13 protein-coding genes are annotated in these 15,305 nt (G+C 35.9%); 1 reads left to right on the top strand and 12 read right to left on the bottom strand.

Translation table 11 applies throughout. From position 1 onward, the window contains the following. Positions 1–43 precede the first annotated feature (43 nt). The 11 genes from ytaF to EGX95_RS21670 form a co-directional block, all read right to left on the bottom strand. The gene (ytaF, locus tag EGX95_RS21615) at positions 44–676 is read right to left on the bottom strand and encodes a sporulation membrane protein YtaF (protein ID WP_000281751.1); all 633 of its coding nucleotides are present in this window, start codon (positions 674–676) and stop codon (positions 44–46) included. Between the two features lie 72 nt (positions 677–748). After that, positions 749–1,579: a DNA-formamidopyrimidine glycosylase gene (mutM, locus tag EGX95_RS21620; protein WP_001114483.1), complete on the bottom strand. Its 831-nt coding sequence runs from the start codon at positions 1,577–1,579 to the stop codon at positions 749–751. A 12-nt stretch (positions 1,580–1,591) separates the two neighbouring features. After that, positions 1,592–4,225: a DNA polymerase I gene (gene polA / locus EGX95_RS21625; protein ID WP_000412813.1), complete on the bottom strand. Its 2,634-nt coding sequence runs from the start codon at positions 4,223–4,225 to the stop codon at positions 1,592–1,594. A gap of 285 nt (positions 4,226–4,510) precedes the next feature. Then, complete coding sequence (gene phoR / locus EGX95_RS21630; RefSeq protein WP_001032133.1) at positions 4,511–6,274, bottom strand: sensory box histidine kinase PhoR; 1,764 nt, start codon at positions 6,272–6,274, stop codon at positions 4,511–4,513. Beyond that, positions 6,267–6,986 carry a two-component system response regulator PhoP gene (gene phoP / locus EGX95_RS21635; protein WP_001065226.1) on the bottom strand — a complete coding sequence of 240 codons (720 nt, stop codon included), beginning with the start codon at positions 6,984–6,986 and terminating at the stop codon, positions 6,267–6,269. The genes phoR and phoP overlap by 8 nt, the downstream gene beginning before the upstream one ends. 148 nt (positions 6,987–7,134) lie before the next feature. Further along, a complete protein-coding gene (locus EGX95_RS21640; protein ID WP_000871418.1) occupies positions 7,135–7,371 on the bottom strand; it encodes a hypothetical protein in 237 nt (78 codons plus the stop codon). A 275-nt stretch (positions 7,372–7,646) separates the two neighbouring features. Further along, on the bottom strand, positions 7,647–8,120 hold the full coding sequence (locus EGX95_RS21645) for a MaoC family dehydratase (protein ID WP_000914181.1): 474 nt from the start codon (positions 8,118–8,120) through the stop codon (positions 7,647–7,649). Between the two features lie 216 nt (positions 8,121–8,336). Beyond that, positions 8,337–9,275: a malate dehydrogenase gene (gene mdh / locus EGX95_RS21650; RefSeq protein WP_000153232.1), complete on the bottom strand. Its 939-nt coding sequence runs from the start codon at positions 9,273–9,275 to the stop codon at positions 8,337–8,339. A 19-nt stretch (positions 9,276–9,294) separates the two neighbouring features. Then, positions 9,295–10,587 carry an NADP-dependent isocitrate dehydrogenase gene (icd, locus tag EGX95_RS21655; RefSeq protein WP_000206898.1) on the bottom strand — a complete coding sequence of 431 codons (1,293 nt, stop codon included), beginning with the start codon at positions 10,585–10,587 and terminating at the stop codon, positions 9,295–9,297. A gap of 160 nt (positions 10,588–10,747) precedes the next feature. Next, positions 10,748–11,896: a citrate synthase gene (gene citZ / locus EGX95_RS21660; protein ID WP_000503660.1), complete on the bottom strand. Its 1,149-nt coding sequence runs from the start codon at positions 11,894–11,896 to the stop codon at positions 10,748–10,750. A gap of 387 nt (positions 11,897–12,283) precedes the next feature. Further along, positions 12,284–12,745, bottom strand: coding sequence for a DUF441 domain-containing protein (locus tag EGX95_RS21670; protein WP_000625507.1), 462 nt, complete (start codon positions 12,743–12,745; stop codon positions 12,284–12,286). Positions 12,746–13,164: 419 nt separating this feature from the next. On the opposite strand from EGX95_RS21670, the gene ytvI reads away from it, so the two are divergent. After that, entirely contained in the window at positions 13,165–14,283 is a 1,119-nt protein-coding gene (gene ytvI / locus EGX95_RS21675) for a sporulation integral membrane protein YtvI (protein WP_001081397.1), read from the top strand. Between the two features lie 574 nt (positions 14,284–14,857). On the opposite strand, the gene EGX95_RS21680 is transcribed toward ytvI, so the two are convergent. Further along, positions 14,858–15,247, bottom strand: coding sequence for an FxsA family protein (locus EGX95_RS21680; protein ID WP_000871624.1), 390 nt, complete (start codon positions 15,245–15,247; stop codon positions 14,858–14,860). Between the last annotated feature and the right edge of the window lie 58 nt (positions 15,248–15,305).

The raw sequence follows: 15,305 nt of genomic DNA on the forward strand, positions 1-15,305 counted from the left end.
TCCTCATAATAAAAGGCGCGAAACTAATGTTCCACGCCCGTACTTACATTTTCCAAATTCCAATAATAATGAGTAATACCCCAGGCAGGAATGTAAATTTTTGCAACCATTTCATATTTGATAAAACCGTTCCAAGTTTCATTCCAATAAATAAAAACAAAGAACTCATCACTGCAACTAATATCGCCATCATAGCAGGTGCATACCCTAATAAAGATGCACCAATTCCAGCACCAAATGAATCTACAGAAAGAGCGATACCAAGAAGTAACGCTTCTCCTGCAGAAATGGTGCCTGATTTATCGAAATCTGCTACAGTCGGTTTCCGTAAAATTTGAATGACTAACCCAAGCGAGGCAATCTCTAATTTCCATACCTTCTCCTCTTGCTTCGGTTCTTCTTTTTTCTCACTTCGAAAAAATTGGTATAATACCCAAATCCCTATTCCAATAAGAACAAGCCCACCGATACGCGTTGCGATAACAGGTGAAAATACTTTCGCGATCATATGTCCAATTCCCATTGAAACAAGCATAACAGCCGCTGAACACATTCCGATAATTACAATTGATCTTAGTGGAATTCTTACGCTTCTTAAACCATATGTTAGCCCTACACTACAGCTATCTAAGCTTAATGTAAAAGCTAATAAAATAAGAGATAAATAAAGGTACATCGGTAAGCTCCTCCCTTATACATAGCTCTGCTGTATGTATATGACAAATGCCTATCCGATGTTATCTCTTTTCTATATTCTTGGCTGACAAATTGGGCAGTAATGCGTTCCTCTTCCACCAACAACTGTTTTTTCTAATATCGTACCGCAAGTCACACACGGTTCTCCTTTTTTTCCATATACATTTAGAAGTTCTTGGAATGAGCCAATTTGCCCTTGTGAGTTGATATACGTTCGAATTGTACTTCCGCCACGCTTCACTGCTTCGCCTAACGTTGTAACAGTCGCCTCATAAATTCGCTCAATTTCTTCTACTGTTAAAGATGATGCTTCTCGTTCTGGATGAATTTGAGAACGGAATAAAACTTCATCTACATATATATTTCCAAGTCCTACTAAAAGACGCTGGTCTAATAATACAACTTTTATTTTACGATTTGTCTTCTGCAATCTCTCTTGTAAATACTGTGGTGTCAATTCAGCATCAAATGGCTCCGGACCTAAGTCAGCAAGAGGCATTTGATTCATTTCCTCACCTTTTTTAAAGAGATGCATCGTACCAAACTTTCTCACATCTTTATAATGTAATTCAGTTCCATCTGTAAATAAGAAACGGACGTGCGTATGCTTATCAATTGGCTCATCCTCTTGATGCAGTAAAAACTTACCTTCCATACGCAAATGTGAAACAATGACATAATTTGTTACATATAAAAGCAAAAACTTTCCTCTTCGCTTTATATTTTCAATCGTCTCGCCTTTTAGCATTTCTTTAAAGATTTCTGCATCATCCGGTCGTTTCACTATTTTCGGATAAGTAACAATAACATCCTCAATCGTTTTTCCTGTTACAAGATTTTCAAGTGTCCGTCTGACGTTTTCAACCTCTGGTAATTCAGGCATTTCATCACTTCCTTATTTTGCGTCGTACCAAGTTGGACCGTAAGAATAATCAACTTTCAACGGAACTGCGAGTTCAATTGCATGCTCCATTACTTCTGGTACAAGCTTCTCTAATTTTTCAATTTCTTCTTTTGGTGCTTCAAATATTAATTCATCGTGTACTTGCAATAGAAGACGCGCTTGTAATCCTTCTTCTTCTAAACGATCTGCCATAATAATCATCGCTTTTTTAATAATATCTGCTGCAGTACCTTGAATTGGTGTATTCATAGCTGTACGCTCAGCAAAGCTACGCAAGTTAAAATTACGACTCGTAATTTCCGGAATGTAACGGCGGCGATTTAATAATGTAGCTACATATCCTTTTTGTTTCGCATCTTTTACGATGTCATCCATGTATTCTTGTACACCTGGGAAACTTTCTAAATACTTTTCAATAAATTCCGCTGCTGCTTTTCTTGTAATTCCTAAGTTTTGTGAAAGACCATAATCACTAATACCATACACAATTCCGAAGTTAACAGCTTTCGCTTGTCGTCTCATATTTGAAGTTACTTCATCTTTTTCAACGCCAAATACATCCATAGCTGTTTTCGTATGAATATCCATGTCATGTTGGAACGCGTCGACTAGCCCTTTATCATTTGCAATATGAGCTAATACACGAAGTTCAATTTGTGAATAATCCGCTGCGTACATAATCCACCCTTCTTCTGATGGAACGAATGCCTGACGAATCTTTCTTCCTTCTTCTAATCGAATCGGGATATTTTGTAAGTTTGGATCCGTTGAACTTAATCGGCCCGTTTGCGTTAATACTTGATTGAAACGAGTATGGATTTTAGATGAATCTTCATGTACAACTTTTAATAAACCTTCAATATAAGTTGAATTTAGTTTCCCTAATTGACGGTAATGTAAAATGTTTGGAATAATTTCATGGTGATCCATCAGCTTGTCTAGTACATCAGCTGACGTAGAATAACCTGTTTTCGTCTTCTTAATAACCGGTAAGTTTAAATTCTCAAACAGAATAACACCAAGCTGCTTCGGTGAATTAATATTAAATTCTGTTCCCGCCAGCTTATAAATTTCCTGTTCCATTTCCTTTAATCTACCTGCAAGTTCTTCTCCCATATTACGAAGACGTTCTGTATCAACTTTTACACCTTTTACTTCCATATCAGCTAATACACGTGCAAGTGGTAATTCTAACTCTGTAAACAGTTCATATTGCTCATTCTTTTCTAACTCTTCAACGAATGTTTGCTTCACATCATATAATACATGCACTTTACGAGCTACATGCTCCGCTACTATCTCTAGCTCTGGAACAGCACGCTTCGCACCTTTTCCGTAAACTTCTTCATCAGATTTCACAGCATGTGTTTCTTTCATTTTCGCTACAGTACGGAAATCTTTATCTGTATCAGCCGGGTCAAGTAAGTAAGCAGCAATTAATAGATCAAAGTCAATCCCTTGCATATCTATACCGTTCCATTTCAGTGCAACGATCGCACGCTTCGCATCAAATGTATACTTTCTCATTTCTCCATCTGCAAGCCACTCTTTAAAAGCATCTGATTTAAGTGCAATATCTGTCTGAATAAAGTAACATCCATTTTCATTTTGAATACCGAAACCTTGAATGTCTGCTTTATGATAATTATCTTCTTGTACTTCAACGATAAGCGCACTATCTTGCTGAAGCATTTCTTCTGTAACTTCTTCCACAATATCAAATGTAATATCATCTAATTCAGCTGGAGCCGTTTCTTCTGGAGTAACACCTAATTTATTTAAAAGAGATGTGAATCCTAAATTCTCGAACATTGGAATGACATCACTTGGCTCATATCCTTTATACTCCATATCATCCACATGCACAGTAATCGGTGCGTCTGTAATAATGGTTGCAAGATCTTTACTCATAAGAGCTTGGTCTTTATTTGCTTCCAGCTTTTCTTTTAATTTCTTCCCGCTTACTTGATCTATATTTTCATACACTTCTTCAACCGTTCCAAACTGTGTTAACAATTTAATCGCAGTTTTTTCACCAACTCCTGGTACACCTGGAATATTATCTGATTGGTCTCCCATTAAACCTTTCATATCGATAATTTGCTTCGGTGATAAGCTGTATTTCTCAAATAAAGCTTCTTTCGTATATTCATCTACTTCCGTAATCCCTTTTCTAGGAATGCATACAAGCGTGTTATCAGAAACAAGTTGAAGTAAATCTTTATCTCCTGAAATAACTTTTACACTAGCTCCTTGTTCACTCGCTTCTTTCGCTAGCGTTCCCATAATGTCATCCGCTTCATAATTTTCTAATTCATAACGCGGTACATTGAATGCATCAAGCATCTCACGAATAAATGGGAATTGCTCTGATAACTCAGGCGGAGTCTTTTGACGTCCTCCTTTATACTCACTATACGTTTTGTGACGGAACGTTGTTTTACCCGCATCAAATGCAACTAACATATGCGTCGGTTTTTCTTCCTCTAATATTCTCATTAACATCATTGTAAAACCGTAAATTGCGTTCGTATGTATACCTTTGTCGTTATTTAAAAGCGGTAGTGCAAAGAAAGCACGATACGCGATATTATTACCATCTACTAATACGACCTTTTTTTCCAAATCAGAAACCTCCCCATACAAATTTGAAATGATTTTTTTCACAGAAAAAAACCGTTTCTTTCCTCTCTCTATATTAACATGACTAATAGAGAGAAGAAAAATAACGGTTATTTTCTTTCATATATAAAACAGACTGATATTGGCATAAAGGGAAGTGACGAGAACAGCTTAACTATTCTCGTCCAAAATTACTCCTTGGATGAAGGGGTTTTCATGTATTATATTAACAGAGCTTTATTAATATTTAATTAAGCCATTGTTAATATATTGTAAACATCCTTCATCCTATTTTTCAGTTGCTGATTTTGGTAAAACAACTGTAAATGTTGTCCCTTCCCCAATTTCACTATCCACTGTAATTGTACCGTGGTGCGCCTCAACTAAATGCTTTACAATCGATAACCCAAGGCCTGTACCACCAGTATTTCTACTTCTCGCTTTATCCACTCGGTAAAAGCGTTCAAAAATACGTGGAATTTCATCTTTACTAATACCAATTCCAGTATCCGACACTTTTATATAAGCATTATATTTATCTTCTACTAATTCTACAGAAACAACGCCTCCAGCCGGTGTATATACGATTGCGTTATTCATTAAATTAATAAAGATTTGCTGCAAACGACTTGGATCTCCAATGACAGAGACACGTTTTAATGCATTTACTTGTAAAGAGATTTCTTTTTCTCCCGCTTTATTATCAAGCACCATATGAATATCTTCAAGAAGTCCCTTCATATCAACGGTACCCATATTCAATTTAAATCCTTGTTGCTCAATCTTTGATAAATCTAATAAATCTTCAATTAATCCTTGCATACGTTCACTTTCTTTTAAAATAATGTGCAAGAAATGTTCGCAGAATTTTTTATTATCCATAGCACCGTCTAAAAGTGTTTCTGAAAAACCTTTAATAGAAGTAATCGGCGTTTTTAGTTCATGAGAAACATTCGCTAAAAAGTCTTTTCTCATTTGTTCTAACTTTTTCAGCTCAGTAATGTCATGGAATACAAGGACAATCCCTTTCCATTCATGGTTCGTCCCGATAATCGGTGCTCCATATACCTCGAAATGCTTTCGCTCAATTCCAAGTGGCAATAACATTTGTTTGCGCACTTTCACTTCTGTCATAAAGATTTCTTCCACAAGTTCTATAATTTCCGGATGATGAAACGACTCATAATATAAACGATCTAAATATTCTTCATCTGTGACGTGGAAAGTTTCCTTATACGAACGGTTTACAAGGTTGATATAACCGCGGCTATCAATTAAAATCATTCCGCTTCCCATATTTTCAATTAACGTATGCAGACGATCTTGTTGCATTTCTTGCTCAAGTGTCATCTCTTGTAAATTACGAGCTAAAATATTAATCGCTTTACTTAACATTCCCGTTTCATCCGAATGACTTTCATAAGCGCGTGCTTTATAATTCCCCTTCGCTAATTCGATGGCAACTTTCGTAACGGACTCAATCGGCCTAATATATTGCCCTGTAATTTTCATACCTAAAAATACGACTACAAGACACGCAATAACAAATCCGATAATTAATAATCCCCACGTTTTTTGATGAACGTCTTTCAAAGGCTCAATTGTGCTCTTCACCAAAATGTATCCTTGTTTCCCTGCTACATCTTGCACGAACACCGCATGGTAAAATTCATTATTTTGATCTGTTTCTTTCGTAATGACTTTATTTCTTTGTTTCGTTGTTTCAGAGGAAAGTTCTTTTATTATCCCTTGGCTAAAAGCAGACGATTCTCCCCCGCTATATTGAACCTTCTTTTTTTCATCTACAAATGCAATTGAAGCCTGTATTTTTTCTTCTAACTTCTCAAATACATATGGATTTTTTAAAACATCATCAAAACCTTGTTCTTCTGCTAATACCGCAACATACTCTGTCTCTTTTACCATTCTCTCTTTCGCATGATCTATATAATAGTTTTCAAACACGGTTTCCAGCAATAAACCGAGTCCGACTAAAATAAAAACAATAAGAGAAACAAATGTAAAAAGAAGCCTGGAACGAAATTTATTCATCCCCTTTTGGCTCCTCTAATTTATATCCTAAACCACGTATCGTTTTAATGTACGTCGGTTTTTTCGTATTTTGTTCAATTTTATCACGCAAATGGCTAATATGAACGTCAACAATTCGTGTATCACCAGCGAAATCATAATTCCATACAGCACTTAATAATTGATCACGCGTTAATACGCGACTTTTATTTTTCGCAAGATAAACAAGTAGTTCAAATTCTTTTGGTGTTAATTCAAGCTTTCTTCCTTGGAAATAAGCCTCATAAAACTCTGGTAAAATTTTGAGTTCAGCAATCGTGATGCTCTCTTCATCTGACGTTTCTGTAACTTGCTCTTCTTGTTGTAATTTCGTACGGCGTAAGATTGCCTTCACACGTGCAACAACTTCCCTTGGGCTAAATGGCTTCGTCATATAATCATCTGCTCCAAGTTCAAGACCTAACACCTTATCAAATTCATCATCTTTTGCTGTTAACATTAAAATTGGCGTCATAACGCGCTGCAATCGTAATTCTTTACACACTTCCATACCATCCATTTTTGGAAGCATTAAATCTAATATAATTAAATCTGGGCGTTCTGTTGTCGCTTTTTGAAGCGCCATTTCTCCATCCATCGCTGTTATCACTTCAAACCCAGCTTGTTGTAAATTAAATTCAATTAAAGTTAAGATAAATTCCTCATCATCAACTACTAAAATACGATTGTTCATTCTTTTCCTCCAAGTTATAGACTTGAAACCTTCTTCATCCTAGTATTTTCCCCGTTATTCTCATCATACTAGAAAACAAGGTCCCTCTCAATATAATTGTCTATTCATGGATTCGGATTGTGCCATTGTTATTACTCATTCACTTCCATTAACGTGTTGTTATCCATACTTTATACACATCTATATTTTCATTCCATTCTACTTCCGTATGAATATTGAATTCTCGATTTTGCGCTAGAAAAAAAGAAAGAGCATACGCTATTTTATAATCTAGCGTTTCATATCCATCAAATAGTCTTCCATGCATTTCATTCGCAACCCCGTCCGCCCACACTTCAGCTTCTCTTATCGTTTCAAAGATAACGTCTTCTCTCTTCCACTTCATCTTAAAAAACCCCTTTAATTGACTTTAATTATCAATTTATATATTATTAATTTTAATATATAAATAAACACAACAAAGGAGCTATTATGCGAATATTACTACCTATTTTAACTTTAGTAGTAACATGTTTCCTTACTTTTAACGTACCGAGCTGGGGATACGATTAAAACGGGGTGTTCAGATTTTGCTGAAGGGTTCAAAGAGGGATTCTTTAACTAAAAATAGCGCTAGCTCCCTTATAAAAGGTATGCTAGCGCTATTCATATTTTCATGTTTTAAAAATTATCTAATGCTTTTTCCATAATAGAGACTGATTTATAAGGTGGCGTTACTGTTAAGGAACCTTTTACAACCGTTTCTCCTTTTTCATCATGAGCAGATACAAGCATATCAATTGTATGTTCCTCCTCAGAAACAGCCACAACTTCAAAGTGGATTTGTAACGTTTCATAATGGTGAACATGTTTCACGAATGTAAGGTCCTTTCTCGTAATATGACTTCCTGGACCCGGTAAATATTTCGTAACCGCCGTTGTAATCATTCCCGTTAGCATAATGCTTGGTACAATCGGCTTTTCATACGGAGTTTGGGATGCGTAATCATGCTGAATATATAATGGATTGGCATCATTCGTTAACCCTAAGTACAATAACAAATCTTTATCCTCAATTTTTTCAGTGATAGATAATTTCTCTCCTACTGTAATTTCATCCATTTTACGACCAATTTGAACTTTTTTCTTTAACATGTTACAACCCCCTCCGATTTTTTCACCTTATTATCCTACTAAAAGCGATACTTGATCCGACATTTACTATGATGAGGGCAATGTATAGTATAAATCTACAGTTTCATTATAGGATATTACAAATGATAGCGTTTTCATGTTATTTCAAAAAAACATTTGTATAAATAGTAGAAAAAGATTCGGGGCCCCGAATCTTTTTCTACTTAGATTTAATGATTAAACAAGAACCTTCATAACATTACGTACAGATTCTACAGAGCGATCTAACGCTTCTTTTTCATCTGCAAGAAGTTCTAATTCAATAATTTTTTCAATTCCGTTACCACCTAGAATTACTGGTACCCCTAAGTAAAGGTCACTATAACCGTATTCACCTTCAAGGTACGCAATAGCCGGTAATACACGGCGTTGATCTTTTAAGATTGCTTCTGTCATTTCAACTAAAGAAGCAGCTGGTGCGTAATATGCACTACCGTTTCCTAATAAGCCTACAATCTCGCCGCCACCTTTACGGGTACGTTCTACGATTGCTTCTAAACGCTCTTTCGGAATTAACGTTTCTAACGGAATGCCACCTGCATAAGAATAACGTACAAGAGGTACCATATCGTCACCGTGTCCACCAAGAACAAATCCTGTAATGTCTTTCACAGAAAGATTTAATTCTTGTGCGATGAATGTACGGAAACGAGCTGTATCTAATACGCCCGATTGACCGATAACACGCTCTTTCGGGAATCCAGCTTCTTTAAATACAGAATATGTCATTGCATCAACTGGATTTGTTAACACAACAATAATTGCATTTGGTGAATGTTTTGCAATGTCGCGCGTAATACTTTTCATAATTTTGGAATTTGTTGCTACTAAATCATCACGGCTCATACCAGGCTTACGCGCAATACCTGCTGTAATCACAACAACGTCAGAATCAGCAGTATCTGCGTAATCAGATGTTCCAATAATGTTAGCATCAAAACCTTGTACTGGGCTCGCTTCTAACATATCTAACGCTTTCCCTTTTGTTGGATTTTCCAGCTGTGGAATGTCCACTAATACAACATCTGCAAGTTCTTTTTGTGCTAATAAGAATGCTGTTGTTGCTCCTGTAAATCCTGCACCGATGACTGAAACTTTCTTGCGTTTGATTGTCATAATTTACCCCCCACTTTAATTATGCGTTTTTGATTATCGCTACATCCATGTTTTTAATAAGTTCATTAGCAAACTCAGAACATTTCACTTCTGTTGCACCTTCCATTAAGCGTGCGAAATCATAAGTTACTACTTTTGAAGCAATTGTCTTCTCAACTGAAGCAGTTACTAATTTCGCAGCTTCGTTCCATCCTAAGTGTTCTAATAATAATACACCAGAAAGAAGAACTGAAGATGGGTTTACTTTATCTAAACCTGCATATTTTGGAGCTGTACCGTGCGTAGCTTCAAAGATAGCATGTCCAGTTACATAGTTAATGTTTGCACCAGGTGCAATACCAATTCCACCTACTTGTGCAGCAAGTGCATCAGAGATGTAGTCACCGTTTAAGTTCATTGTTGCAACAACATCGAACTCACGTGGACGAGTTAAAATTTGTTGTAAGAAGATGTCTGCAATAGAATCTTTTACGATGATTTTTCCAGCCACTTCAGCGTCTGCCATCGCTTTATTCGCTGCATCTTTACCATCTTTCTCAACGATACGATCATATTCAGCCCAAGTAAATACTTTGTCGCCGAATTCTTGTTCCGCTACTTCGTAACCCCAGTTTTTGAAAGCACCTTCTGTAAATTTCATAATGTTTCCTTTATGAACTAATGTAACAGAAGAGCGTTTTTCGTTAATTGCATATTGAATTGCAGCACGAACAAGACGCTTTGTCCCTTCTTCTGAAATTGGTTTAATACCAATACCAGATGTTTCTGGGAAGCGGATTTTATTAACACCCATTGCTTCTTTTAAGAAAGCAAGAACTTTTTCTGCTTCTGGAGATCCTTGCGCATATTCAATTCCAGCATAAATGTCTTCTGTATTTTCACGGAAAATAACCATATCAGTATCTTCCGGACGTTTTACAGGTGAAGGAACACCTTCAAAATAACGAACTGGACGTAGACATACATATAAATCTAATTCTTGACGAAGTGCTACGTTTAGAGAACGAATACCACCGCCAACTGGAGTTGTAAGTGGACCTTTAATCGCGATTAAATATTCACGAATTAAATTTAAAGTTTCTTCTGGTAACCACTCGCCTGTTTGGTTGAATGCTTTTTCCCCTGCAAGCACTTCTTTCCAAACGATTTTCTTCTCACCATCATAAGCTTTTTCAACTGCTGCTTCTAGTACACGAGATGCAGCTGCCCAAATATCAGGACCAATTCCATCTCCTTCGATAAATGGAATAATCGGATTGTTTGGTACATTCATAACACCATTAGTTACAGTAATTTTTTCACCTGTCGTCAATGTGATAACCCCCATGTTTGAAATTTCATATGTATGAAACTGAGGGAATAACCCCTCAGTTCAAACCGTTAGTCAAATTAAAATATTCTAATCATTACATCTTTCCGAAAAAATCAGACTTTTGAAAGCGTATTTTCACTATCAAAATAGTGTTATTCGCTTATCGTTGTGCAATTGGAACATACACTTGATGTGTTGGTCCATTATAATCAGCACGCGGACGGATTAAACGGTTATTTTCATATTGTTCTAGAATATGAGCTAACCAGCCTGACATACGGCTAATTGCAAAAATAGGTGTAAATAAGTCATGGTCAATTCCTAAACAATGGTATACAGAAGCTGAATAGAAATCAACATTTGGTGGAAGACCTTTTTCTTTTGTTACAATGTCTTCAATTTTGATAGACATATTATACCATTTCTCTTCTCCTAAAAGCACGCATAATCTCTTAGACATTTCGCGTAAATGTTTTGCACGCGGATCACCCTGCTCATATACACGGTGGCCAAAGCCCATGATTTTCACTTTATTTTGAAGAGCATTATGAATATATGATTCTACATTTTCTTCTTCGCCAATTTCAGTTAACATCTTCATTACATTTTCATTTGCCCCACCGTGAAGAGGACCTTTTAACGCACCGATTGCTGCTGTAATGCCAGAATATACATCTGAAAGTGTAGCTACACAAACGCGTGCAGTAAATGTAGAAGCGTTTAACTCATGATCTGCGTGAAGTACAAGCGCCTTATCAAAAGCTTCAATTTCAACTTCATTTGGCTCGCGATCATTTAACATGTACAAGAAGTTTGCAGCTAATGATAAATCATTTCTAGGCTCAACAACATCTAAACCTTTACGGATTCTTGCATAAGCAGCAACTAAAGTACCCACTTGAGCCTGTAATTTAACCGCTTTCAAATAATTGGACTTTTCATCCATAATTTCAGCGCTCTCATCGTATAATGATAGCATGGAAATTGCAGTTCGTAAAACAGACATCGGATGTGCGATTTTTAAATCTACTTGTTTCAAATATGCTAAAATCTCACCTGGAACTTTATAGTATTCCGATACAATCTCATTAAATTTCGCTAGTTCTTGCTCGTTAGGAAGCTTGCGATGCCATAATAAGTACACTACTTCTTCAAATGTAGCATTCTCAGCTAAATCATCAATATTATACCCAACATAAGTTAATGTATCATCAATAATAGAGCTCACAGATGATGTTGTTGCTACTACCCCTTCTAAACCTCGAATAACAGTCATGACATTCTCTCCTTTTCCTGAAAATTCTCCCAACCTTGCTCCTTATATCTATTTGCTCCCCTTTTGAATTATGAACGCCCGTTCACTCTTTAGGCAAGCAAAATGCACGATCATGCAAATTTGTTGCGATGTTCCCCTCTTATTGTCCATTGTCTACATGGAAAGCATGAGCGTGAATGTCTCCCCGAATCCTCACGCTCAAAACAACAAGTTAGTGAGGAAAATGAATTCCGAAGAGTTTTATGATAAAAACAACATAAAACAATATCATTATAAAATTGTTTTATGTTGTTTTTATTTTATCTGGTGTAAAGTCTCTGCTGTTATGTAACTTTTCAAAGTTTCTAATCCTATTATAAACAATTATCTGACTTTTGTGAACAGAAAGAATTCAAAAATTTTATATTACTATAAAATTCCTTATTTAAACATCTGTATAATACTCATTACTGCATAGGCAATTCCAGCCCCAATTAATGGACCTACAGCGACCCCATTAAATAAAGCAACTGCTATAATTGTCCCGAAAACGAGCGCAGTTGTAATATGAGGATCTGTCGTTAATAATTGTACGCCACCTTTTGCTAACAGAGCAACTGCTACCCCTGAAGCTAAAGCAATCCATGCATAATACGATTTCGCTGCTTCTCCAAGTTGCTTAAACCCTATTTCCCCCGTCGCAATCGGTACGAGTACTGCTATTGTAATAACCGTAACACCGAGGTTAATCCCTTTCGTTTGTAGATAAGGAAAGACTTTATCCCCTAGAAATGTAAATTTTAATAGAAATAACACACCAATAGCTACAGTAAGCGATTGGTTTTTCGCAATAAGCCCTATAATAAGTAGTATGAATAAAAATAACGTTGACTGACTAATCATGTTTGCACTTCCTTTCTGAAAATAATGAACTCATTTCCAAACAAAAATACCTTTAAACCTATCGTTATACATGCTATATCGATGCCTATTCAACATGAATCACTTCATTTTTTTACGCATTTTAAAATGACAAACTGAGACTTTCACCATCCAAATGCAAGCATGTATACATTTTAAAAAACGGGCGTCTCTCCTTTCTTTTCTAATTAGAAACAGGTAAAATAAAAAGAAGAGAAAATGAAGTTTTTACCATATAGTAGAAGCATCAACACCAAGCTTTCACAGTCACTCACATACTGAAAAAGCAGGAAAATCCATCATTCCACTATAACATAAAGTGAAACTTTAATCAGTGGGGCACACTCGTTATAAGTTGAACGAATTAGGATAATCCAAATTGGAATGGGAGGTATACATCTTTGAATCGAAACTTACTATATATGATATTGCGACTCGTATTTGTCATTGTAGCGACGGTAGCCGGGTTCTATGCATTACTATATATGTCAGGACTTATCTATCCTTTTATTATCGCTTTCGCATTTGCTTATTTAATTAATCCTGTCGTCAATTTCCTGAATCAAAAACTACAATTTCCTCGCGCACTCGCAGTACTCGTTAGCTTAATTCTCGTATTTGGAGCTATCGTCGGACTCGTTACATATCTTGTAACAGAAGCAATATCTGCCACAACATACTTACTACAACTTGTTACAGTAAAATTTCCGGATATCGTTGCATTCGCTCAGCAGTTTGCACTTAATCATATTATGCCTCTCTACGATGATTTAATCTCTAAATTTAATCATCTTGGGGAACCGCAGCGCTATACGATTACACAAAACATTCAAAACTTAGGAACCGAAGCAACGACGCAAATGAAAGAACTTTTAACCGCTATTATAAGCGGGTTAACAAATTTTATTAGTGCACTACCAACTACTTTAACTGTACTTGTATTCGTTTTATTAGCCACTTTCTTCATTAGTTACGATTGGCATCGTCTTGCTCAGAAAGTAAGAAAGTTTTTGCCCAACCGTGTTCATGGCTATGGAAAAACTATTTTTGTGGATTTAAGAAAAGCTTTATTCGGTTTTGTTAAAGCGCAACTTACACTCGTATCTATGACAACTGTTATTGTACTAATCGGACTTTTAATATTACGCGTACCATACGCCATTACTATCGCGATTATTACAGGGGTTGTAGATTTACTCCCGTATTTAGGAACAGGAGCTGTCTTCGTTCCTTGGGTTATATACGTATTTTTCACTGGCGACACTGCTTTCGCCATCGGTCTTCTCATTTTATACATCGTCGTGATTGTCCAAAGACAAATTATGGAGCCGAAGGTACTTTCATCTAATATCGGCCTTGATCCATTAGCAACACTGATTGCTCTATTTGTCGGCTTTAAGCTCTTTGGCTTCTTAGGATTAATCATCGGTCCAGTCACCTTAGTACTACTTAATACATTACACAAAGCTCGTGTATTCCATGATTTATGGAAATATATTAAAGGCTCACCTTCAAAATAATAGTTTCTAATTCATACACAACCAAAAACTTACATGTAATCAGTGGGAAATTCCCACTGATTATTCCTTGTACTTATTTTTCATACTCATTACATAAAACAAGAGAATTGCACTCAAAAAAGATAATTCTCTTGTTTTTTTGCATAAAAAACGCATATTTCGTGGTGTTTTTACATATTTATTCTATTAATTTTATAATTATTACTTACATTTATTACTTTTTATGTAAATGAATAAATATACAAAATAGCGCAGAATGAGACTTAAACTGACCATTTCCCTGCCCTTATTTAACTTTTTTCATTCCAATTCATTCTTTTACATACAAAAACAATCTTAAGTTCAGATTCCCACTTTAAACACACTGATTAAGAGCTAATAACTCCTCAAATCGAAAAAATACACAACAAATACAACAAAGTAAAACTTTAATCTACAAGGATCCTATCCCCATCGATTATTAACCGTCACATTCGCCGCATATTAAAACACATCTTTCATTAACTGAACTTTAACCACTCTCTCATCCTTTTACAGACAAAAAAATAGTGCTTAGATCGCTATAATCTAAGCACTATTTCTGCACAATAATAGTTGAGTTTTTTCTAAACTTCCATTCCATCCACTTCATAACAAACGGCTTCAATAAAGCCCTCGTCATAGGGATAACAAAGATGAAACCTATTATATCCGTTACATATCCAGGAAGCACTAAAAGAATACCCCCTACAAAGATAAAAATACCATCTAAAACCGCTGCTCCTGGCATTTCTCCTCTATTCAACTTAGATTGAATCTCTCCAAGTACTTTAAACCCTTGTCTTTTCGCCAAATACACACCTACAACGCCTGTAAATACGATCATAGCGAACGTAGACCACAAACCTATTACATGACTCGATCCAATTAAGACTGTAATCTCAATAGCCGGTATTAATATAAACAAGAATAGTAACCACTTCATAGCTCTACACTCCTTTCATATCCTATCACTTTAAACACCCTCACAACGTCCATATACA

The sequence above is a fragment of the Bacillus sp. FDAARGOS_527 genome (assembly GCF_003812125.1).
Classification (GTDB): domain Bacteria; phylum Bacillota; class Bacilli; order Bacillales; family Bacillaceae_G; genus Bacillus_A; species Bacillus_A paranthracis.

Excerpts from the sequence above, each read along its gene's own strand:
- ytaF (WP_000281751.1), bottom strand. The coding sequence starts at position 676 with ATGTACCTTTATTTATCTCTTATTTTATTAGCTTTTACATTAAGCTTA.
- mutM (WP_001114483.1), bottom strand. The coding sequence starts at position 1,579 with ATGCCTGAATTACCAGAGGTTGAAAACGTCAGACGGACACTTGAAAAT.
- phoR (WP_001032133.1), bottom strand. The coding sequence starts at position 6,274 with ATGAATAAATTTCGTTCCAGGCTTCTTTTTACATTTGTTTCTCTTATT.
- phoP (WP_001065226.1), bottom strand. The coding sequence starts at position 6,986 with ATGAACAATCGTATTTTAGTAGTTGATGATGAGGAATTTATCTTAACT.
- EGX95_RS21640 (WP_000871418.1), bottom strand. The coding sequence starts at position 7,371 with ATGAAGTGGAAGAGAGAAGACGTTATCTTTGAAACGATAAGAGAAGCT.
- EGX95_RS21645 (WP_000914181.1), bottom strand. The coding sequence starts at position 8,120 with ATGTTAAAGAAAAAAGTTCAAATTGGTCGTAAAATGGATGAAATTACA.
- mdh (WP_000153232.1), bottom strand. The coding sequence starts at position 9,275 with ATGACAATCAAACGCAAGAAAGTTTCAGTCATCGGTGCAGGATTTACA.
- EGX95_RS21670 (WP_000625507.1), bottom strand. The coding sequence starts at position 12,745 with ATGATTAGTCAGTCAACGTTATTTTTATTCATACTACTTATTATAGGG.
- EGX95_RS21680 (WP_000871624.1), bottom strand. The coding sequence starts at position 15,247 with ATGAAGTGGTTACTATTCTTGTTTATATTAATACCGGCTATTGAGATT.